The organism is Spirillospora sp. NPDC000708 (genome assembly GCF_040299565.1).
Lineage (GTDB): Bacteria > Actinomycetota > Actinomycetes > Streptosporangiales > Streptosporangiaceae > Spirillospora.
Genome location: NZ_JBEPCJ010000052.1, coordinates 53,898 through 73,219, shown reverse-complemented (window position 1 = coordinate 73,219; position 19,322 = coordinate 53,898). Strand labels below are relative to the sequence as shown.

20 protein-coding genes and 1 pseudogene are annotated in these 19,322 nt (G+C 68.8%); 14 read left to right on the top strand and 7 right to left on the bottom strand.

The features are described from left to right. Positions 1-577: pseudogene (locus ABT299_RS31445) on the top strand (hypothetical protein); the annotation flags it as partial. On the opposite strand, the gene ABT299_RS31440 reads toward ABT299_RS31445, so the two are convergent. The 4 genes from ABT299_RS31440 to ABT299_RS31425 form a co-directional block, all read right to left on the bottom strand. Continuing rightward, positions 558-1,190 (bottom strand): hypothetical protein, encoded by a 633-nt coding sequence (locus tag ABT299_RS31440; protein WP_500252947.1) that lies wholly within the window; start codon positions 1,188-1,190, stop codon positions 558-560. The pseudogene ABT299_RS31445 and the gene ABT299_RS31440 sit on opposite strands and share 20 nt — an antisense overlap. A 188-nt stretch (positions 1,191-1,378) precedes the next feature. After that, the gene (glnII, locus tag ABT299_RS31435) at positions 1,379-2,392 is read right to left on the bottom strand and encodes a glutamine synthetase (RefSeq protein WP_190862907.1); all 1,014 of its coding nucleotides are present in this window, start codon (positions 2,390-2,392) and stop codon (positions 1,379-1,381) included. A gap of 187 nt (positions 2,393-2,579) precedes the next feature. Beyond that, the gene (locus ABT299_RS31430) at positions 2,580-3,575 is read right to left on the bottom strand and encodes a ketopantoate reductase family protein (RefSeq protein ID WP_500252946.1); all 996 of its coding nucleotides are present in this window, start codon (positions 3,573-3,575) and stop codon (positions 2,580-2,582) included. Between the two features lie 88 nt (positions 3,576-3,663). Next, positions 3,664-4,113, bottom strand: coding sequence for a group II truncated hemoglobin (locus ABT299_RS31425; protein ID WP_190862905.1), 450 nt, complete (start codon positions 4,111-4,113; stop codon positions 3,664-3,666). 157 nt (positions 4,114-4,270) lie between these two features. On the opposite strand from ABT299_RS31425, the gene ABT299_RS31420 reads away from it, so the two are divergent. From ABT299_RS31420 to ABT299_RS31405, 4 genes are all read left to right on the top strand, one after another. Then, entirely contained in the window at positions 4,271-4,726 is a 456-nt protein-coding gene (locus ABT299_RS31420) for a nuclear transport factor 2 family protein (protein WP_500252945.1), read from the top strand. A gap of 134 nt (positions 4,727-4,860) precedes the next feature. After that, positions 4,861-5,823: an RNA polymerase subunit sigma-70 gene (locus ABT299_RS31415; protein ID WP_190862902.1), complete on the top strand. Its 963-nt coding sequence runs from the start codon at positions 4,861-4,863 to the stop codon at positions 5,821-5,823. 53 nt (positions 5,824-5,876) lie between these two features. Then, the gene (locus ABT299_RS31410; protein WP_190862900.1) at positions 5,877-6,605 is read left to right on the top strand and encodes an SDR family NAD(P)-dependent oxidoreductase; all 729 of its coding nucleotides are present in this window, start codon (positions 5,877-5,879) and stop codon (positions 6,603-6,605) included. A gap of 74 nt (positions 6,606-6,679) precedes the next feature. Continuing rightward, a complete protein-coding gene (locus ABT299_RS31405; RefSeq protein WP_190862898.1) occupies positions 6,680-7,366 on the top strand; it encodes a DUF899 domain-containing protein in 687 nt (228 codons plus the stop codon). 45 nt (positions 7,367-7,411) lie between these two features. Here the strand turns inward: ABT299_RS31405 and ABT299_RS31400 are convergent, their stop codons facing one another. Next, positions 7,412-7,777 carry a hypothetical protein gene (locus tag ABT299_RS31400; protein WP_190862896.1) on the bottom strand — a complete coding sequence of 122 codons (366 nt, stop codon included), beginning with the start codon at positions 7,775-7,777 and terminating at the stop codon, positions 7,412-7,414. Positions 7,778-8,145: 368 nt separating this feature from the next. Further along, on the bottom strand, positions 8,146-9,156 hold the full coding sequence (locus ABT299_RS31395) for an aldo/keto reductase (protein WP_500252944.1): 1,011 nt from the start codon (positions 9,154-9,156) through the stop codon (positions 8,146-8,148). Between the two features lie 784 nt (positions 9,157-9,940). Between ABT299_RS31395 and ABT299_RS31390 the strand changes: the two genes are divergently transcribed. From ABT299_RS31390 to ABT299_RS31380, 3 genes are all read left to right on the top strand, one after another. Then, entirely contained in the window at positions 9,941-10,177 is a 237-nt protein-coding gene (locus ABT299_RS31390) for a MafI family immunity protein (protein WP_500252943.1), read from the top strand. Positions 10,178-10,521: 344 nt separating this feature from the next. Continuing rightward, the gene (locus ABT299_RS31385; RefSeq protein WP_500252942.1) at positions 10,522-12,468 is read left to right on the top strand and encodes an ATP-binding protein; all 1,947 of its coding nucleotides are present in this window, start codon (positions 10,522-10,524) and stop codon (positions 12,466-12,468) included. A 219-nt stretch (positions 12,469-12,687) separates the two neighbouring features. Next, entirely contained in the window at positions 12,688-13,347 is a 660-nt protein-coding gene (locus tag ABT299_RS31380; protein WP_500252941.1) for an HAD family hydrolase, read from the top strand. On the opposite strand, the gene ABT299_RS31375 is transcribed toward ABT299_RS31380, so the two are convergent. After that, the gene (locus ABT299_RS31375) at positions 13,328-14,599 is read right to left on the bottom strand and encodes an NsdA family TPR-like regulatory protein (protein WP_500252940.1); all 1,272 of its coding nucleotides are present in this window, start codon (positions 14,597-14,599) and stop codon (positions 13,328-13,330) included. The two genes, ABT299_RS31380 and ABT299_RS31375, sit on opposite strands and share 20 nt — an antisense overlap. A gap of 481 nt (positions 14,600-15,080) precedes the next feature. On the opposite strand from ABT299_RS31375, the gene ABT299_RS31370 reads away from it, so the two are divergent. From ABT299_RS31370 to ABT299_RS31345, 6 genes are all read left to right on the top strand, one after another. Further along, positions 15,081-15,461 carry a hypothetical protein gene (locus tag ABT299_RS31370; protein WP_500252939.1) on the top strand — a complete coding sequence of 127 codons (381 nt, stop codon included), beginning with the start codon at positions 15,081-15,083 and terminating at the stop codon, positions 15,459-15,461. After that, complete coding sequence (locus ABT299_RS31365; protein ID WP_500252938.1) at positions 15,461-15,685, top strand: hypothetical protein; 225 nt, start codon at positions 15,461-15,463, stop codon at positions 15,683-15,685. The genes ABT299_RS31370 and ABT299_RS31365 overlap by 1 nt, the downstream gene beginning before the upstream one ends. Before the next feature lie 205 nt (positions 15,686-15,890). Further along, positions 15,891-16,625, top strand: a complete 735-nt coding sequence (locus ABT299_RS31360) for a GntR family transcriptional regulator (RefSeq protein ID WP_500252948.1) — start codon at positions 15,891-15,893, stop codon at positions 16,623-16,625. Positions 16,626-16,700: 75 nt separating this feature from the next. Then, the gene (locus ABT299_RS31355) at positions 16,701-17,201 is read left to right on the top strand and encodes an NUDIX domain-containing protein (protein WP_500252937.1); all 501 of its coding nucleotides are present in this window, start codon (positions 16,701-16,703) and stop codon (positions 17,199-17,201) included. Between the two features lie 103 nt (positions 17,202-17,304). Continuing rightward, complete coding sequence (locus ABT299_RS31350; RefSeq protein WP_500252936.1) at positions 17,305-17,730, top strand: plasmid replication, integration and excision activator; 426 nt, start codon at positions 17,305-17,307, stop codon at positions 17,728-17,730. 92 nt (positions 17,731-17,822) lie between these two features. Next, positions 17,823-19,289, top strand: a complete 1,467-nt coding sequence (locus tag ABT299_RS31345; RefSeq protein ID WP_500252935.1) for an FtsK/SpoIIIE domain-containing protein — start codon at positions 17,823-17,825, stop codon at positions 19,287-19,289. The last annotated feature ends 33 nt before the right edge of the window (positions 19,290-19,322 follow it).

The window sequence follows — 19,322 nt, the reverse complement described above, 5'->3', positions numbered from 1 at the left end:
GCGGCGACGCCCGCGCGCGGCCCGCCGCCCTCCGCGCGGCCCCGCCCGCGCGCCCGGCCTCGACACCGCGCCGCAGCGGCGGTTCCTGCCGGGCGCGGTCACCGTCGCCGCCTACTTCGGGGGGCGCGGGACGCTGTCCATCGACGTCGGCGGCCGCTCGCACGTCGCCGGCACGACCGCCGCCGACGGGGTCGCCTGGGACGGGCGCCGCGGGGAGGTCGTCGTCACCGGGCACATCGACCGGCGGTGGATCAGCATGCCGATCTCCGGGACGCTGGTCCTCACCGAGCGGAGCAGCCGCCGGACGTTCGAGGTCATCGCCGCGCTCGACGAGACCGACGACCGGCTCGGCTACCGCGCCGCGCTGCCCGTCACGCGGGCGTTCATCGACGACCCGCTGCCGCGCGGCACCTGGGACGTCTCGCTCTGCCTCGGCTTCTCCGGCATGCACCGCGAACTCGGCGTCCTCGCGCCCGGGGACGCGGTGGACGTCCAGGTGTGGCGGCGGCTCCGGCACGTGCGCGTGTCGTCGTCGTCCGCGCCGGACCCGCTGGCCATCACAGTCGGCCGCGCCTGAACGGCCGGTCCGGCCAGAACGGCCGGGAGCTCGCCGCCACCACTCCCGCGAGCAGCACGACGACCGACGTCCCGCCGACGAGGTTGACGCACGCGGTCGCCACCGCCGCGTCGAGCGGGCCGTTCAGCAGCAGCGGCAGGATCGTCAGCAGCACCACCGCGAACCCGCCGATCCACGCGAACGCCCGGACGGGGCGCGCCGCCGTCGCGAGCAGCAGGTGCATCAGCGCGGTCGCCTGGATCGTCCCGGCCACCGCGATCAGCGCGTAGCTCGTCGCGGCCGGTCCCGCCGCGGTGTGCCCGCCCGCGAACACCGGCACGTCCAGCCCGAACACGCCGCGCAGCCCCATCACCGCCGCGAACGCGGTGCCGCCGGCGCCCAGCGCCGCCGCCGTCCCCGCCCACCACAGGGGGCGGAGCGGGAGCCGCGACCCCGCCGAGATCTCCTCGTGCAGGGCGACGAACTCCTGGTACCTCCTCGCCGGAGCCTCCACCCGGCGCCGCCGCGCCGCGGAGGGGCACCGGAACGACCGCTCGTACGGCCGTGGCGCAGGACGGCCGGCGTGCCTGCCCGGCAGGCCGCCGGGGTACCGCCCGAATGGCGTGTCGGGCATGTTCCCTCCCCCGGTGCGAACGATGTAGGTGCTACCCGGCACCGATAGGGGGAACTCTCCCAAGCACAACAATTTGCAGATGTTTGGCCCCGTCACCGGTCATAGCGGCGTTAGTCGCGGAACGCGAAAGGGCCCCGGGAAGCGCGCTTCCCAGGGCCCTTGGCGTCGTGCGTCGGGTCGTGCTCCGGTCAGACCTGGCCGGCCTTCTCCAGCGCCGCGCAGCAGGTGCCGGTGATCAGCCGGGCCACCACGTACGGGTCGACGTTGGCGTTCGGGCGGCGGTCCTCGATGTAGCCCTTCTTGTCCACCTCGACCTGCCACGGGATGCGGACGGACGCGCCGCGGTTCGACACGCCGTAGCTGAACTCGCTCCACGGCGCCGTCTCGTGCATGCCGGTCAGGCGGCGCTCGATGTCGGCGCCGTAGCCCTGGACGTGCTCCTGCGCGCGCTCGGCGAGCGCCTCGCAGGCGGTGATGATGGCGTCGTAGTTCTCGCGCATCGCCTTCGTGGAGAAGTTGGTGTGCGCGCCGGCGCCGTTCCAGTCGCCCTCGACCGGCTTCGGGTCGAGCGTCGCGGACACGTCGAACTCCTCGGCGATGCGGTAGAGCAGCCACCGCGCGATCCACATGTGGTCGCCGACCTCCAGCGGCCCGGCCGGGCCGATCTGGAACTCCCACTGCCCGGGCATGACCTCGGCGTTGATGCCGGAGATCTTCAGGCCGGCGTCGAGGCAGGCGTCCATGTGCCGCTCGACGATCTCGCGGCCGAACACCTCGTCGGCGCCGACACCGCAGTAGTAGAAGCCCTGCGGCGCCGGGAAGCCGCGCTCGGGGAAGCCGAGCGGGCGGCCGTCCTTGAAGAACGTGTACTCCTGCTCGATGCCGTACCAGGAGTCCTGCGCGGCGTACTGCTCGGCGACCGGGCGCAGCTCGGCGCGCGTGTTCGTCTTGTGCGGCGTCCCGTCGACGAGGAACACCTCGCACAGGACGAGCTTGTGGTCGCCGCCGCGGAGCGGGTCGGGGCAGGAGAACACCGGCTTGAGCACGCAGTCCGAGCGGTCCCCGGGGGCCTGGTTCGTGCTGGAGCCGTCGAAGCCCCAGTCCGGCAGGTCGGCGCCGTCGGGGAGGATCCTGGTCTTGGACCGCAGCCGAGCGGTGGGCTCGGTGCCGTCGATCCAGATGTACTCGGCCTTGTAGCTCAACGTCGGTCCCTTCGGTACTGCCCGGCCTTGTGGGTTCTGCGGCAGCCACCACACTGCCGACCAGCCATTTCGCACCTGTTGCCCAAATGTGAACGGCATGTAACACACCCGACCCATTCGCGAGACCCGCACCACATCCCGCGATGACGACGTCGGTGCCCGAGCGCCTGAGCGGCGTCCGCGTCGGTTACCGGGGCACCTGGGCCGCGAGTTCGTCCGCCGTCATCGAGCCGGGCTCCCGCCCCGTGCGCGCGAAGTCGTTCGCCACGCGCAGCAGCGTCTCGTTCACCGGTGTCGCGATGCCGTGGAGCCGCCCGAGCAGCACGATCTCGCCGTTGAGGTAGTCCGCCTCGACCGACGTGCTGCCGCGCCGCAGGCTCTGCCAGGTCGAGCCGCCGGCAGGGGCGCCGCCCTCGACCGGCCGCACCTCGATCCGCCCGGACCGCAGCTCGCGCTGCTCCTCGTCGCCGGCCCGGTCGATCCCCGCCGCGTCCAGGACCTCGGCGGCCTCCGCGCGCGCCCGCGCGACCAGCGCCTTCGCGGCGTCGCCGGCCTGCGAACCGCACACCGCCTCGACCGCGTTCGCGAGGTTCCCGAGCAGCTTCGCGTACTTCCAGCGCATCACCTCGGACGTGACGGGCACGAGGAAGTTCGCCTTCTCCAGTCCCTCGGCGATCCGGTGGGCCGTCTCGTCGGCGCCCGACGGGTAGCGGCCGAGGTTGAGCGCACCGGTGTACGGCGCGCAGCGGACGGTGACGGCCCCCGGCTCCAGGTAGCTCGCCGGGAGGAACACGCACATCCCGTAGACGCGGCGGAAGCGGCGCAACGCCAGCCGTTCGGCCTCCACGCCGTTCTGCGCGCAGACCAGCGGCAGGCGCTCCGCCGCCGTCCCGCCGCCGGCGACCGGGCGCGGCGCCCACGCGTCCAGGGCCGCGATCGCGTCCTGGGTCTTCACCGCCAGCACGAGCACGTCGTCCGGGGTGAGTGCGAGCGCCTCGGGACCGTCGACGACCGGGACCGGCAGGTCGAAGACGCCGTCCGGGCCGGTGAGCCGCAGCCCCCGGTCGCGCAGCGCCGCGTACTGCGCCCCGCGCGCGACGAGCACCGCGTCCTGCCCCGCCTGCCGCAACCGGCCGCCGACCGCCCCGCCGATCGCCCCCGCGCCGATGATGACGTAACGCATGCGAGCCCCGTTCCACCTGGACGTTCCGTGACCCGCACACCTTATGCGGCAAGATCAACGGCTTTGCCCCCGGCCACGGGGTCCGGCGTCACGAAGTCCCGGCGGGCCAGTCCCAGTGGGGGACCTCGCGGAGGGGGTGCAGCTCGTCGTCGGTCTCGGCGTGCGAGTTCTGCATGGCGACCCGCGTGCCGAACTCGACGTGCTCCAGCAGCGCCTGCCGGAACGGCGCGTCGCCGGGCATCCCCACGGTGTCGGCCGCCGCCATGTACAGCTCGACGAACCTCCGCCGCTGCTCCTCGGTGATCTTCAGGTGCCGGTGCACGTCGATGAGGTGGGCGAAGCCGCCCATCTCCCGCGAGAAGGCGTCGGGGCCGCCGAACGTCTCGGCGGTGAAGGCCGTCAGGTGGTCGACGTGCGTCGGGCGCCCCTCGCCGAACAGCGGCCCCACGAGCGGGTCGGCCAGCAGCGACGCGTAGAAGACGTCCATGAACCGGTGCAGTCCTTCGTGACCGCCTGCATGCTCGTACAGCGTCCGCATGATCCCGCCCGGGCTCGCCGTGTCACGTACAAGCCGTTTATCGCAGCCTCCGGACGCCGTGTCCACCGCCTCGCCGCATCCGGCCTCCGGGCGGGGACCATCACAATTCGCCCGGCCGTCTCGTCATAGAGGGGACGAACGATGTGAGGAGAGGACCATGACCGACCTTCAGGCCATTGCCGACCGCGTGGAGATCGAGGCGCTGCGCGGCGAGTTCACCGACGCGGCGATGATGCGCGACCGCGCCCGCTTCGCGTCGCTGTTCACCGAGGACGGCGCGCTGCGCATGCCCGACATCCCCGTCGAGCTGCTCGGCCGCGAGGAGATCCGCGCCGGGGGCGAGGCGCTCCAGGCCCGGTGGGACTTCTTCGTGCAGACCACGCACCCGGGCGTGATCGAGATCGACGGCGACACCGCGACCGGCCGCACCTACATCCAGGAGCTCTTCCGCACCCTCGACGGCGTCGAAGGCCAGAACTTCGCCGTCTACCACGACCGCTACCGGCGCACCCCGGACGGCTGGAAGTTCGCCGAGCGCGTCTACGAGGTCAGGTACCTGGACACCACTCCCCTGGCCGGCTCGGCGCCCCGGCCCTCCGACCGGGCCCACTAGGAGCCCGAGCCGGCGCCTCCGTGCCGATGCTTTTTGTGCGGGCGCCTCCGTGACGCAGGTCACAGCGTCGCCCCGTCGGATTCTCCTCCCGCGCACGGTCTTGATATCGACCGTCCCGCCCGGAGGAACCCGCGATGCGATCTGACACGGAATTCGCCGCCCTGGCCGAGCCGTTCCGGCCGGAGCTGCTCGCCCACTGCTACCGGATGCTCGGCTCGATCCACGAGGCCGAGGACCTCGTCCAGGAGACCTACCTGCGCGCGTGGCGCGCCTTCGACCGGTTCGAGGGCCGCTCCTCGCTGCGCCGCTGGCTGTACGCGATTGCCACCCGGACCTGCCTGACGGCGCTGGAGACGCGGCCGCGGCGGCCGGTGCCGTCCGGGCTGGGCGCCCCGTCCGACGACCACCGCGTGGCACTGGCGCCCGACGAGACGGCGGTGCCGTGGCTCCAGCCCGCGCCGGACGCGCTGCTGGGCGGCGACGACCCGGCGGCCGTCGTCGCCGCGCGGGCCGGGGTGCGGCTCGCCCTCATCGCAGCGCTCCAGCTCCTGCCCGCCCGGCAGCGCGCCGTGCTGACGCTGCGCGACGTCCTGGCGTTCCGGACCGCCGAGGTCGCGGAGATGCTGGACACCACGGCCGCCGCGGTCGACGGCGCCCTCCGCCGCGCCCGCACCCGCCTCGCCGAGGCCGGGCCGGTCGAGGAGGACCTGGCCGAGCCCGACGAGGACGCCCGCCGCGCCCTGCTCGACGACTACGTCGCGGCGTTCGCGCGGGCCGACCCGGCCGCGCTGATCGAGCTGCTGCGCGCCGACGTCGAGCTGGAGATGCCGCCGACCCCGACCTGGTTCACCGGGCGGGACGCGGTGCTGGGCTTCCTGGCCGGGCGCGTCATCCGGCCGGGCCTGTGGCGCATGGTCCCGAGCCGCGCCAACGGCCAGCCCGCCTGCGTCGTCTACCGCCGCTCCGGCACCGGCCGCTACGAGGCGTACGGCGTGCAGGTCCTCACCCTGATCGGGGCCCGCGTCGCCCGGATCACGTCCTTCAACGACCCGGGCCTCGTCCCGACGTTCGGGCTCACCCCCGCCCTCACCAGCTGACCGGCCGCGCCCGCGGCCGGGAACACCCGAGAACACCCAAGGAGAGCGGCAGCATGCCGACGATCACCGACAAGGCAGTACTGATCACAGGGTCCAACCGCGGAATCGGGCGGGCGCTGCTCGACGAGGCGCTGCGCAGGGGCGCGCGGCGCGTGTACGCCGGCGCGCGCGTCCCCCAGCGGCACCCCGACGAGCGGGTCACGCCGCTGGCGCTGGACGTGACGGACCCGGACCAGGTCCGGCGGGCGGCCGAGGCCGTCGACTCGCTCGACCTCCTCATCAACAACGCGGGGATCGCGATCTACGACGACCTGACCGACCCGGCCGTCCTGGAGCGGCACTTCGCGGTCAACCTCTACGGCGTCCACCGCGTCATCGAGGCGTTCCTGCCCCTGCTGACCGACGCCAAGGGGGCCATCGCCAACAACCTGTCGGTGAACGGCCTCGCCGCGTTCCCGCTGATCCCGGCCTACTCCATTTCCAAGGCCGCCGCGTTCTCCATGACGCAGTCGCTGCGGACCCTCCTGGCCCCGCGGGGGGTGACGGTGCACGCCGTCCTGACGGGGATCGTGGACACCGACATGACGCGCGGGGTGGAGATGCCCAAGGCGTCGCCGGAATCGGTCGCGCGCGCCGTCTTCGACGGCCTGGAGAAGGACGAGGAGGACATCTTCCCCGACCCGATGGCGGAAGCCCTCGCCGCGGGCTGGCGCGGCGGCCCCGTCAAGGCCCTCGAACTGCAATACGCCGACTTCGCGCAGGGGGTGGCCGCCGGCTCGTGACCCCGGAGGACCGATGAATTCGCCGGCCGGGCCCGGTCTGTACCTACGACGTCGAATCGAACCTCGGAGGGACCATGACCAGCAAGGCACTGCCGCCCGTCGTCGACGCGGAGACGTGGCGACGCCACCTCGGCGACCTGCGCGCGCGGGAGAAGGCCGCGACCCGGGAACTCGACGCGATCGCCGCGCAGCGCCGCCGGATGCCGATGGTCGAGATGCCCGAGTACACCCTTGAGGGCGAGGAGGGCCCGGTCCGGCTGGCCGACGTCTTCGACGGCCGGTCCCAGCTGATCGTCTACAACCACATGTGGTTCCCGGGCAAGACCTGGCAGTGCCCGGGCTGCACGGGGTTCACGTCGCAGTTCACGCGGCTGGAGTTCCTGGACGCCTACGACGCCCGGTTCGTCATCGTCACCCAGGGCCCGCTCGACGAGGCCCTCGCGTACAGGCGGCGGGTCGGCAACAAGATGACCTGGTACTCCACGGCGAACAGCCCGTTCGGCGCGGACGTCGGCGCCCCGCCCGGCGGCGGCTTCGCGGTCAACGTCTTCCTGCGCGACGGCGACACCGTCTACCGGACCTGGCACACCGACGGCCGCGGCGTCGAGCAGCTCGGCCACACCTTCCCGCTGATCGACCTGCTGCCGTACGGGCGCCAGGAGGAGTGGCAGGACGTGCCCGAGGGCTGGCCGCAGTCCCCCACCTACAGCCGCTGGCCCGGCAGCAAGGACATAGCCGCCCTCTACGGCGAGGAGGGCTGAAACGGGGCCGGTCCCGGCCGCGCAGGCGGCCGGGACCGGTGACGGTCAGTCGGCGCAGATCGCGTACACGCTGATGCCGACGTCGTTGTAGCCGATCTGGCGGCCGAGCGCGATCCAGCCGCGCCCGTCCTGCGTCGGGAACGACCCGACCAGGATGGCGCCGTTGCCCTGGGCTTCGGCGCCTCCCCCGAGAACGTGCTTGGTCCCGGGGCAGTAGAGGGTCCGTCGCTGGAAGTTGGGGACGTTGGCGTTCGGGAGGGACACGATCTGGTAGCCCGCCGGGAGCTCGGCGACCCGCGCCGGGGCCCGGCTGGCGTCGGTGCTCTGCGCACTGGCGACGCCGGCGGACGCCAGGCAGGTCGCCGCCGCGGCCACGGCCAGGGCCACGGAGGTGGTCTTCAGGGACGGCATGTGCTCTCCTTCTATGTTGATCTCCCGCACCGCCCGCACCCGCTACGCGAGACGGCGGGGAGCCGAGAATCTCGAACACGTTGAGTGTCACTGGAAATACGCGGAGTATCCATAGCCGTGCGCACACATTCGATAACGGAGAGTATCGGAAGGCGATTACGGCGGGTGTTTATCGCTGCCGGAACCCCGCCACCTGCCGTAATGGCCCGCCGAGGCGAAAGCGCCTGGCCTCGTCCGGCCATCGGGTTGCGCCACCCGACCATCGACCCGAAACCCCGCCGCGGATGGCGCGCTAATGGCAGGGACCCCGTTTCCACGACCGGAAAACGGGGTCCTCGTCCTGGCGGGCAAGCCCGGCGGTAGCCGGACTACCGGGAGCCCGCCACGGGCTGCCGCTTGTAGAAGGACTCCTGCAGGTAGGCGGCCTCGTGCGGCTGGTAGGGCTCCTCCAAGTAGGCGGCCTCGTCGTCGTCGAGTTCGACGTCCACCGCGGCGACCGCGTCGGCCAGCTGGGCCGGCTTGGTGACCCCCACGATCGGCGAGGTCACCACCGGGTTGCGCATGACCCAGGCCAGGGCGACCTGCGCCGGGGACAGACCCCGCTCGCCCGCGATCTCTTGGACGCGCTCAGCCACGGCCTCGTCCTCGTCGCGATAGAGGATCTTGCCGCCCGGGTCGGTCTCGGCACGCGCCGTGGCGGTGTCCCGGCCCCGCGTCAGCCTGCCCCGCGCCAGCGGGCTCCACGGGATCACGCCGATGCCCTGGTCGGCGCAGAGCGGGAGCATCTCCCGCTCTGCTTCTCGGTGGATGAGGTTGTAGTGGTCCTGCATCGACACGAACCGCGTCCAGCCGTTCAGGTCGGCCAGGAACAGCGCCTTGGTGAACTGCCAGGCGTGCATGGACGAGGCTCCGATGTAGCGGACCTTCCCGGACTTGACCGCGTCGTGCAGCGCCTCGAGGGTCTCCTCGATCGGGGTGTCGTAGTCCCAGCGGTGGATCTGGTACAGGTCGATGTAGTCGGTCCCCAGCCGCTTCAGGGAGGCGTCGAGCTCGGCGAAGATCGCCTTGCGGGACAGCCCGGCGCCGTTCGGGCCGGGGCGCATCCGCATCCAGACCTTGGTGGCGAGAACGACCTCCTCGCGCCGGGCGAAGTCCTTGACCGCCTGGCCGACGATCTCCTCGCTGCTTCCGGCGCTGTACCCGTTGGCCGTGTCGAGGAAGTTGACGCCGCTTTCCAGTGCCTGCTTGATGATGTCTCGGCTGGCGTCCGCACCCAGCGACCAGGGCTCGCCGCCCCGATCCGGCTCGCCGAAGCTCATGCAGCCGAGGGTGATGGCGGAGACTTCCAGCCCGGTCGTTCCGAGTTTGATGTATCGCACGCTTCCGAAAACTAGGAGCTGGAGTGCACTCCAACGCAAATTCGAAGGCGTGGCGGAATATCGCGACGCTGACGACGGCGCCCCCACCCGCGGAATCTCTTCGTCGCTCACTTTGTCACTCGGATGAGTCAGGGCCATGATCCAGCTTGCTGGATCATGGCCCTGACCTCGGTGGGCGCGGACGGTTTCGAACCGCCGACTCCTCGCTTGTAAGGACTCGTGATCACCCGGAAACCGTCCCTGACCTGCGCCGGAGCCCGCTCCGGGCGGCCCGTCTCCCCCACCCGACGCAACCTAATGGCACGCGTATGGCACGCGCACGGCGCCCGATCTCCCAGCATGATCACGCCCGCGACCTGCCACGACCCACGGACCACACGCTCCCCAGTGGCACGCGAATGGCACGCCCGCCCCTGGACGCCCCGCACCTGCCTGCACCCGCCCGGACAGCGCTCCCCGTGGCGGCCGTGGGCGTGCGGCGTAGCCGCTGTTCTTCCCCCACCTTCCTCCCCCCGGCCCCGACGAGACCTGCACTTAGCGGCGGACGGTTTCTGTCAAGGGTGGCGAAGCCATCACGCAGTGACGCCCGAAGGGCGCCCTTGACGGGTTCCGTCCGCCGCCATCCTCGACAGCTCGGGGTCGGGGGGAGCCCCGCACCCTTCCAGCTCAACCGGCGGCACACCTCAGCCCACTTGGCGGTGGCGCGTGATGCCGATAGGGATGCCTCATGGGCTTGTACCGCAGGCATGAGGACTACATCGCTGTCCGTACATGGGAGACGCGTATGGCGGCGCTGTTGCGTCTGGTGGCGGATCGGCTGACTGGTGACCAGCTCCGCTGGGGCACGGAGTTTCTTGCGCATGCTGAGTACGGCCTGGCGATCGAATCGGTTGCGGACTGGCTGGCGGAGGAAGACCGGTCCCTCACTGCGGCTGAGCGGGCAGAGATGACGGCTCTGGCGGGTGAGCTGGGTGCGGATGCACTTGCCCGCGTCGAGCGGAGCCTTGGCCATTGCCCGTAGCGGCGGCGCGGCCCCGGTGGCGACAGGACGGGGCGGGGCCGGCGGACGCGTCGCGATGCGCGGCCCGGCGCGGCCGCCCGGTGACCGGCGCCCACGCCGCACGCTCCGGGCGGCCAGGCGCGGGGCCGCGCAGCGGCCTGAGCGCCGCCGCCCCTTGATCCCAAACAGCCCAATTCGGCAGATCAACTGCGTGATGAGCGCCTCTTCGGCCCGCTTGGCCACAAGCGGCCCACTGCTTCACAGGTATCGCTAGTCTCAGCTAGCAATACCTCAGGTGGGGCTTCCCCGAAGCGCTGTCCACAAAAGGTCATGCAGCAACAAGACATATCCGACAGAATGTGAGCATGACCGACGTGCTTGTCTCTGTACAACCCGATCACATCGCACGCCTGATGCGGCGCACCCAACCCATTCATGCAATAATTGAACTAGTTTGGAATGGGTTGGACGCGGATGCAGACAACGTCAGCATCATTTTTGATCGCAATAGCATGGGCGGCATATCCGCTGTCACCATTACCGATGACGGCACCGGGATTCCTGCTTCTAGATGTGAGTCAGCGTTCAAAAATCTTGGCGGCTCGTGGAAAATGGGCTTTCCGCGGACCGAAGACAAGCAGCGCCCGGTTCATGGTCGAAATGGTCAAGGACGATTCAGGGCTTTTGCCCTTGGAAACCGAGTTCGATGGACTACGGTGGCCGAGGATGTTGACGGCGTATTCGAATCTGTAATTTCGACCGATAGCGGCCGGCCAGAGAAGTTCACGATCAGAAGTAACGGACCTTTAGAGAAGCAGCGCGGTACTGAAGTAAAGATCACAGGTGCCGCCACACCCCTTACGGGCCTAGACACAAAGAAGGCTAGGGCGCGACTCACGAGCGAGTTCGCTCGACACCTTCTACGCTTTAGAGATATCACCATCACCTATGATGGCGTCAGCTTGGACCCACGTGAAGTCATCGAGCGCTCTACAGAGTATGAAATTCGCCCAGAGGGAGAATTTGAAGCTCCACTGCCGAAATTGCAAATTATTGAGTGGAAGAGCGACTTCCCGCGAGAACTCATCCTTTGCGACGCCGACGGTTTCGCGATCACAGACGTTCGACCAGCGATACACGCACCTCAATTCTTCTTTGCCGCATATCTAGCCTGGGCTGAGTTCGACACTAACAACGCGAATCTCGCCGATCTAGGGCATGAGCGGAGTGGGCCCGTTCTGGAAGCTGCTCGCGAGCAACTACGCAAACATTTCAAGGGGCGCGCAAATGAGCGCCTACAAGAGGTGGTTGAATCCTGGAAAGCGGAGAAGGTATATCCCTTCCCCGACGGCCCGGTCACAAAAATCGAGAAGGCCAAAAGGGACCTATTTGATGTAGTAGCCGTGCAGGCTTTGCCGGGAATATCGTCAGAATCTCGCGCCAAGCGACTTTCGTTGCGCCTCATCCGGGAGGCGCTGGAGCATGCACCATCCGCTCTTAAAAGCGTATTGTCCGACGTCCTGGAGTTGAGCGCTCAAGAGCTAGATGATCTGGCGAACCTTCTGGATCGCACGTCACTCGGCTCTATTATATCGTCGGCAAAACTGGTGTCTGAGCGCCTCGATTTCTTGCGCAGCCTGGAGATTCTACTCTTCGACAAAGACCTAAAAAAGGATGTACTAGAGCGCAGCGAACTGCACCGTATGCTTGCCGCCGAGCCCTGGATATTTGGCGAGCAGTACTCGCTAAGCGTCGACGATCAGAGCCTCAAGGAAGTCTTGAAGCGCCATCTAAAGCATCTAGGCCGAGACACGTTAAACCTGGCTGATGTAAGGCTCGAAGATCGCTCCACTGCCATCGTAGATCTTATGCTCACCAAGACCATTCAGGATACAGAAAAGCAGCATCACCTTATCGTCGAACTAAAGCGACCAACCACGATAATCGGCTACAAAGAACGTCAGCAGATCGAATCATATGCGATGGCGGTGGCGGAGGATCAAAGATTTAGGGACGCAGGAACCAAATGGGACTTCGTCCTTGTAGCCAATCAACTGTCACGTGACATCAGCCGTCTATCGAACAAGCGGAACCAACCCCCTGGTCTGATACACGAGGACGAGGATCTTGATATGCGTATCTGGGTTCGACACTGGGGGGCAATCATTGAGGATCGGCGCCGCTCCCTTCACTTTTTCAAGGAAAAGCTGGAGATGGATCCATCTAGGGGCGAAGCGCTCGATTTCCTACGCCGCAAGCACGCACAGTTCCTACCACCAACTATAGGTGGCCCAAATTCTGCCGCTTCTTGATGCAGGGCCCATTGGCGCAGACCGCACGTTAGAACTCCAGTTTTTCTAACGTAGAAGGATTGGGTTCGCTCATGACGTTCGGAGCCCTGCTCTCGAAACTTCGCTGGTCGATGACTTTCCTATAACTATGACCGTGGCTTCGAAGATGCAGCGGGTTTTGCCTCGTGCAGGTGATGCTCGGGGCAGACGGGCGCAGTGGGCGCTCGTAGGGTAGTAGGCATGATCCGTGCTGTGGTGTTTGATGTGGGCGAGTGTCTGGTTAACGAGACTCGGGAGTATGGGACGTGGGCTGACTGGTTGGGCGTGCCTCGGCATACGTTCTCGGCGATGTTCGGGGCGGTGATCGCTCGGGGCTTGGACTACCGGGAGACGTTCCAGGTGTTCGCGCCTGGGTTCGACCTGACGCAGCAGCGCGAGGAGCGGGCCGAGGCTGGGCAGCCGGAGACGTTCGGGGAAGAGGACTTGTACCCGGACGCGCGCCCGACGCTGGCCAAGCTGCGGGGCGATGGGCTGTGGGTCGGGATCGCGGGGAATCAGACGGTGCGGGCCGGCGGGATCCTGCGGTCCTTGGATCTGCCCAGCGACATGATCGCTACGTCGGATGACTGGGGTGTGTCCAAGCCTGATCCGGGGTTCTTCCGGTGCGTGGTGGACGCGGCGCCGTGCGATGCGAGCGAAGTGCTGTACGTGGGTGACCGGTTGGACAACGACATCATGCCCGCGGCTGAGGCGGGATTGCGGACGGCGCTGATCCGGCGAGGGCCGTGGGGGATCATCCAACAGGACGACCCGGAAGCCGACCGTGTTCCGACGATGCGGATTGATTCGCTGGCCGAGCTTCCGGGTCGTGTCGCTGAGTTCAACGCTGGAGCGCGCTAAGGGTGGTCTGCCATCCGTAAAGGCGGTCGTCCAGGCGGCGGACGCATTCGGTCTCGGCCCACGGCTGGAGAGTTCGGCGTACGTCGTGGACGCGGTCCATGCCGGTGGCGTACCAAGTGACGGCGAGTTGGTCTAGGGCCTGCTCGGCGTAGGCGCATGCGGCCTCGGGGTTCTTCTGGGCGACTTCGACGGCGGCCAGGTCGCCGAGGATGACGGCGCGCTGTTTGGCGTTGGTGTCGCCGATCGCGTCCAGGACCCCGAGCAGGGTGGTTTTGGCTTGGGCGGGCTGACCGGCTTTGAGCTGGGTGTCTCCCTTGAAGGAGGCGAGGCTGACCGGCGAGAACCAGTTGAACCACTCGGGGGCCGGCTGACCGGTGCTCTCGGACAGGACGTGTTCGGCGTGGCTGATGAGGCGTAGGGCTTCGCGGGGGTGTCCGCATCGGGTTTCGCACTCGGCCTCGACGGCGTCCAGCCATGCCAGGAACTCGGCCGGTGCGGTTCCGCGTCGGGCGTAGGTGCGGGCGGCGCGCATGCGTTCGGCTGCCTCGTCGCGTCGGCCGTCCCATCCGGGGATGAATGCGGCGTGGGCGAGGATGGCGGCGCCCAACAGCGGGTCGTCGGCTTCGCCTGCGGCCTGGAGGGCGCGGACGTATGAGGCGTCAGCGTCTTCGGGCTGGCGCAGGTCGAAGAACTCGATGCGGCCGACCAGTAGCAGCGACTCGGCGAGTGCGGTGGCCAGGATCGTGCGGGGAACGCCGGTGGTCTCGGCGAGGAGCTGCGTCCCGAGCTTGGTGTGCTCGACCACGGCGGGGTGGAGCTGGGCGGGCTGGACCGAGAAGTAGAGACGGCGAAGCGCGCCGTTGATGGCGGCGAAGTCGGCTCCGACGGTGGCGGGTTGGACGGCGGCGTTGGCCTTGGGCAGTGGCAGCGTGGCGCCGTTGCCGGGGATGGCGGGCGCGGTCGCGTTCTGCCGTGCGGGCGCGGGACCGTCCGAGGACTCCCACGGCGGGGTGAAGCCGAGTTGATCGACGGGCAGTTGCAGCACGTGGACCAGTAGGCGCTGGTGGTCGGCGCGGGGCCACGGCGGGGAGGCGGACTCCCATCGGCGTATCTGCCGGGCGCTGATCTGCATGTTCCCCAGGCCGAGCAGTGGAGCGGCGGCCGTCATGGCGTCTGCTAGTGCCTGCTGGGAGGCGTATCCGGCATGCTGCCGGGCGGCCTTGAGTCGGGTGTTTCCTGCCGGGCGCGGCATGATCGCTCCCTCTCCGCTGGACGTCCTCTACGGGACCGACCTTAGCGCCCATAGGGTCTCCGAGCGGACACTGTGACGCGCTTCTCTCCCTAGAGAGACCTAATAACGTCCTCTAAGCGTCCTTTCATGGACCTTCTTTAGGACGTTGCCGCGCGCGAAAGTTGCTGCCATGCGCGACGAGCAGGCGGACAACGGGTGCGAGCACTGCGGCGACCGAGGGTGGAAGTTCTCCCATCCTCGACGGGCGGTGCTGGTGGGTGCGTCGGGTGATTCCGGACCTGACGTCAAGAAGGTGCCGTGTCGCTGGTGCGCGCCGACGCGCAAGACGCGTGCGGCGTAGGTGAAGCCGCGGGGCCGGCGGGCGTGGCGGGCGACTGGAAGCGCGGTCGCTTCGCCCCCGTGGCGGCTGCGCTCGGCCGGGTGGGGTTCTGGTCGCCTGCTCGTCCGCCGGTCCCGCTTCAACCCCTGGGAGTTCTCGGTCATGAACGTGGTGAGCTTGCGGCCCCTTCAGAACACGGCATGGCGTCCGGCTGCTCTGGCGCTGGTCGACGCATTGAAGCGGCGGGGCCTGGACGCGCAGGTGTACGGGCATGGCGCGGTGCGGGCGAGCAACCCGGCCGGTGAACCCGACCCCGACGACCCGCGCGGAGCGTTGATGCATCCGGGGATGCGGCAAGAGGTGCTGTGCCGTCGCCACAAGGGCGTGCTGTGGTGGCTGTGGGTGTGGGCCGGACCGACCCGTCAATCTCCGCCGGAGTTGGAGCCGTTGTGCCCGCTGCTGGAGACCGATACGGCGGCGGACCGAATCGCACACGTTCTGGCGGTGCCGTTCACCAGCTCGCCGGACGGCGGCGGATCGTGATGGGTGCGGTTCCCGTAGTGCTGCCGGACGGGATGAGCGGGCGGCCGGTCGCCGCGCAGATCGAACGCGAGTTCTCAGGGGTGTGGGCCTGGTACGGGGAGGCCACCGGTTCGTGGTGGGCGATGGTCCGGCTCGGGGATGGCGCTCGCCTCGTAGAGGCGCTCAACCCTGACGAACTGCGGGACGCGATCGTCCACGCACGGGGCTGGCCCTGGCCCCGATGATGTGAAGCCCGCCGACGTTGGCGGCGAACTGGGTGGCCCTCGGGCCTGTCCGCTGGGGTGGCTTCGGCGGTCGGGCTCGGGGGCCTTGCTCGTTGCGGCTGGAGCGTAGGTGCAGTTCGCGGGCGTGACGTCGGAACGGAAGGAAGCTACAGTGCCAGAGAGATTCGCTTATGCGGTCAAGCGTGAGAGTCGTCAGGTGGTCGAGATGTCGAGCTTGGAGTTCGAGCCCCCGAAGTACGCGCGGGTAGTGCTGGAGTTGCGGCGCCGGATCGAGAACGGGGACTACCCGCCCGGTTCGATGCTGCCGTCTGAATCGCAGCTCGTGCGGGACTTCGCGGTCGGCCGGACCACGGTGGTTCGTGCTCTGCAAATGTTGCAGCAGGACGGGTGGATCACCCGTGAGCACGGGCGCGGCTCGTTCGTGAAGGGCCGTCCTGGTCCTGCGGCGCGGGCCTCGCGTCCGGGCCTTGCGGTGCTGGACCAGCCGGAGACCTCATCGGGTGTGAGCCTTTTGGAGGTCGGGACGGTTCCGGCTCCTGCACCGGTCGCCGGCCTGCTTGGCCTCGATGGCGGAGCGCGGGTGCTGGTGCGTCGGTGGGCGACCGTGCGGGAGGGGCTCGTCTCGGAGTTGGTGACGTGCTGGTTCCCGACAGAGTTGGCGTATGGCACCGACCTGGATAAAGAGACGGCTCTGCCGGTTGGGCTGCGGGCTCATCTGCGCACTGTGAAGGACGTGCGCGTCGACCACATCGCCGAACGGCTGTCGGCCCGGCTGCCGTCCAAGGATGAGGCCGAGGCGTTGCAGCTCAAGAGGTCTGAGCCGGTGCTGACAGTCTTGGCGAGCATGCATGACGCCTCCGACTCGGTCTGCTTCGTGGCCGAGGTGCTGCTGCCGGGGTCGCTGCATGAACTGGAGGACGTCTACAGCGTCCCCGATTGATGGCGCCGGGGCAGACTCGATATCGCCGGGGCTGCGGCGGTGTCGGCTGCCTTGTCGAGCAGAGTGGGAGTGCTTGTGAGCTGGTTGCCCCCTGAGGAGTACGTGCGGACTCTCCCCAACGCCACCATGTACGCGGCGCTGTACTTCACCGATACCGAGGGCAACCCGCTCGCTCTGCGCTCGGCGCACGGTGTGGAGGCTTGGCAGTTTCCGGGCGGCAACGTCGAGCACGGCGATGCCACCCCGTTCGCTACGGCGGTACGTGAGTGCCGCGAGGAAACCGGCATCGAGTTCGCCGGGCCGCCGGCTTTGCTCCTAACGCACTTCATCCCGCCTCAACGGGGCTGGCCGTGCGCGAAGATCGGGTTCGTCTTCGATGGCGGGATGCTCACGGCCTCCGAACTCGGCCGGATCGTCTTGGACTCCTCCGAGCACACCGATTGGCTCGTGCAACCGCTCGGAACCTGGAAGACGATGATGAGCCCGCGCCTGTTCGCCCGAGTCGAGGCGCTACACGAGGCGCGGAGTAGCGGGTCTGCGGCGTTTCTCTGTGAGCCCGAAGTGAATGTGACGTAGACCACTCTCGCAAGGAAGCTTGTTCGGACGAGTGGCGAGGTACATTCAATCCACATCCACTTGACCGAACAAGCGGTCAGGCGAACGTCTGGAGGTGTCCGCCATGGCGGTGCAGGGTCCGTTCAAGGTCGCGTTCGGCGACGTGTTCCCCTACGGCGCGTTCGTCAAGGGCGGCGTCGAGCCGGTCCGCGACTTCGACCGGTCGAGCCGGGAGAACTTCGTCCAGGGCCGCGACAAGGACACCGGCGAACTGGTCTGGTCGGTCGAGGTCCTCGACGCCGACCCGGCGTCCAAGGGGACGTTCAAGGTCAAGCTGATCGCGCCCGTCCAGCCGATCCTTCCGGAGGCTCCGGCGGGGTTCCCGTTCGTGCCGGTGGAATTCGACGGGCTGACGGTCACGCCGTACGTCAACAGCCAGAACAACCGGCTGGCCTACTCGCTCAAGGCGGCGGGGATGCGCCCGGCGGCCTTCAAGGGCGGCGCGGGCCGGACGTCGACCAAGGACACGGCGGCGAAGGACGCGGCCTGATCCCGCGAATGGGTGGGGCGGCTGGAGCTGGTACCTCCGGCCGCCCCGCTTCTCTCCCCTCCAACCACACGAAGAGAAGAGGTGTCCAGGCTATGGCCTGGGAGTTCCGCAAGCTCGGTCCCGGTGAGAACGTCGCCGTTGAAGCGCAGCGTGACCCGTTCGCGGCGCCCAAGTGGGCGCCTCCGGTGTGGCACATGCCCGAGGGCCTGGTGCTGCTCGTCAACCTCGTCCGGGCCGTCGTCCGGACGGTGGTGTTCCTGGTGCGCAACATCGTCCCCGTGTCCATCGCCGGTGGGCTCGGCTGGCTCGGCGTCCGGTACGGGTGGGCCGTCCCGCTCGTCGTCCTGGTCCTCGTCGCGGTCGGCCTGGCGGTGTGGGCGGCGCTGGACCGTCCGTCCTTCGTCCGCTACGCCGCTCGTCCGGCCCGTGCCCGGTGGCGGCTGGTCATGGTCTACCGCCGCGACTGGCAACCCGTCCTCGTCACCACCGGACTCACCAAAACCCACAAAGGCCGCGAGTATCTCCCGTCCCTCGTCCGCGTCCGCTGCGGTCCGACGTCGGACCGCGTCCTGGTGAAGATGCTCAAAGGGCAGGCTCCGGACGCTTGGGAACGGGTGGCGGTCAACCTCGCCCACGGCTTCGGCGCGACCCTCGTCCGCGTCCGGGAGGGGGACCGTCCGGGACGGATCTGGCTGGAGTTCGTCCGCAAAGACGCCCTCGCCGTCCCCATCCCCGCCCTGCCCGTCCCCGACGCGGCGGACGTCGACCTGCGGGCGCTGGAGATCGGACGGGCCGAGGACGGGTCCCCGTGGCGGCTGCGGCTCCTGGGAACCCATGTGCTCATCGCGGGCGCGACGGGGGCCGGCAAGGGGTCGGTGATCTGGTCGACGGTCCGCGCGCTGCTGCCGCTGATGCTCGCGGGCCTGGTCGAGGTGTGGGCGGTGGATCCCAAGCGCATGGAGCTGTCCTTCGGCCGCCCCCTCTTCGAGCGCTACGGCCGATACAGCGACGACCCCAAGGGCGGCATGGTGGAGCTGCTGGAGGCCGCGGCCGAGAACATGAACGCCCGTGCTGAGCAGTTCGCGGGCGTGACGCGCTCGTTCATGCCGACGCATGAGCACCCGTTCCGGGTCGTGATCGTGGATGAGTTGGCGTTCCTGACCGCGTACTGCCCCGAGCGGGACCTACGCAAGCGGGCCGAGTCGGCGCTTGCCGTGCTGACCTCGCAGGGGCGGTCGGTGGGGTACTGCGTGATCGGGGCGCAGCAGGACGCGCGGAAAGAGGTCAACAACCTGCGCAACCTGTTCCCCGACCGGATCGCGCTGCGGCTGGACGAAGATGAACAGGTCGACATGGTGCTGGGCGATGGTGCCCGCGACCGTGGCGCCCTGGCCGACCAGATCTCGTCCGTCCCCGAGGTCGGCGCTGGGGTCGGGTTCGTCCGGCTGGAAACCGTCCCCGATCCGATCCGCGTCCGGGCCGCCTACGTCTCCGACGACGACATCCGCGACATGGTCGCCTTCGGCCTCCCCGTCCTCAACACCGGGGAGGCTGCGTGACACAGCTCCCCCTCGACGGCTCGGAGACGCCCG

Bases quoted from the DNA above. Each gene is read 5' to 3' on its own strand.
- ABT299_RS31440 (WP_500252947.1), bottom strand. From the start codon at position 1,190: ATGCCCGACACGCCATTCGGGCGGTACCCCGGCGGCCTGCCGGGCAGG.
- ABT299_RS31430 (WP_500252946.1), bottom strand. From the start codon at position 3,575: ATGCGTTACGTCATCATCGGCGCGGGGGCGATCGGCGGGGCGGTCGGC.
- ABT299_RS31425 (WP_190862905.1), bottom strand. From the start codon at position 4,113: ATGCGGACGCTGTACGAGCATGCAGGCGGTCACGAAGGACTGCACCGG.
- ABT299_RS31420 (WP_500252945.1), top strand. From the start codon at position 4,271: ATGACCGACCTTCAGGCCATTGCCGACCGCGTGGAGATCGAGGCGCTG.
- ABT299_RS31415 (WP_190862902.1), top strand. From the start codon at position 4,861: ATGCGATCTGACACGGAATTCGCCGCCCTGGCCGAGCCGTTCCGGCCG.
- ABT299_RS31410 (WP_190862900.1), top strand. From the start codon at position 5,877: ATGCCGACGATCACCGACAAGGCAGTACTGATCACAGGGTCCAACCGC.
- ABT299_RS31405 (WP_190862898.1), top strand. From the start codon at position 6,680: ATGACCAGCAAGGCACTGCCGCCCGTCGTCGACGCGGAGACGTGGCGA.
- ABT299_RS31400 (WP_190862896.1), bottom strand. From the start codon at position 7,777: ATGCCGTCCCTGAAGACCACCTCCGTGGCCCTGGCCGTGGCCGCGGCG.
- ABT299_RS31390 (WP_500252943.1), top strand. From the start codon at position 9,941: ATGGCGGCGCTGTTGCGTCTGGTGGCGGATCGGCTGACTGGTGACCAG.
- ABT299_RS31385 (WP_500252942.1), top strand. From the start codon at position 10,522: ATGACCGACGTGCTTGTCTCTGTACAACCCGATCACATCGCACGCCTG.
- ABT299_RS31380 (WP_500252941.1), top strand. From the start codon at position 12,688: ATGATCCGTGCTGTGGTGTTTGATGTGGGCGAGTGTCTGGTTAACGAG.
- ABT299_RS31375 (WP_500252940.1), bottom strand. From the start codon at position 14,599: ATGCCGCGCCCGGCAGGAAACACCCGACTCAAGGCCGCCCGGCAGCAT.
- ABT299_RS31370 (WP_500252939.1), top strand. From the start codon at position 15,081: ATGAACGTGGTGAGCTTGCGGCCCCTTCAGAACACGGCATGGCGTCCG.
- ABT299_RS31365 (WP_500252938.1), top strand. From the start codon at position 15,461: ATGGGTGCGGTTCCCGTAGTGCTGCCGGACGGGATGAGCGGGCGGCCG.
- ABT299_RS31360 (WP_500252948.1), top strand. From the start codon at position 15,891: ATGTCGAGCTTGGAGTTCGAGCCCCCGAAGTACGCGCGGGTAGTGCTG.
- ABT299_RS31350 (WP_500252936.1), top strand. From the start codon at position 17,305: ATGGCGGTGCAGGGTCCGTTCAAGGTCGCGTTCGGCGACGTGTTCCCC.
- ABT299_RS31345 (WP_500252935.1), top strand. From the start codon at position 17,823: ATGGCCTGGGAGTTCCGCAAGCTCGGTCCCGGTGAGAACGTCGCCGTT.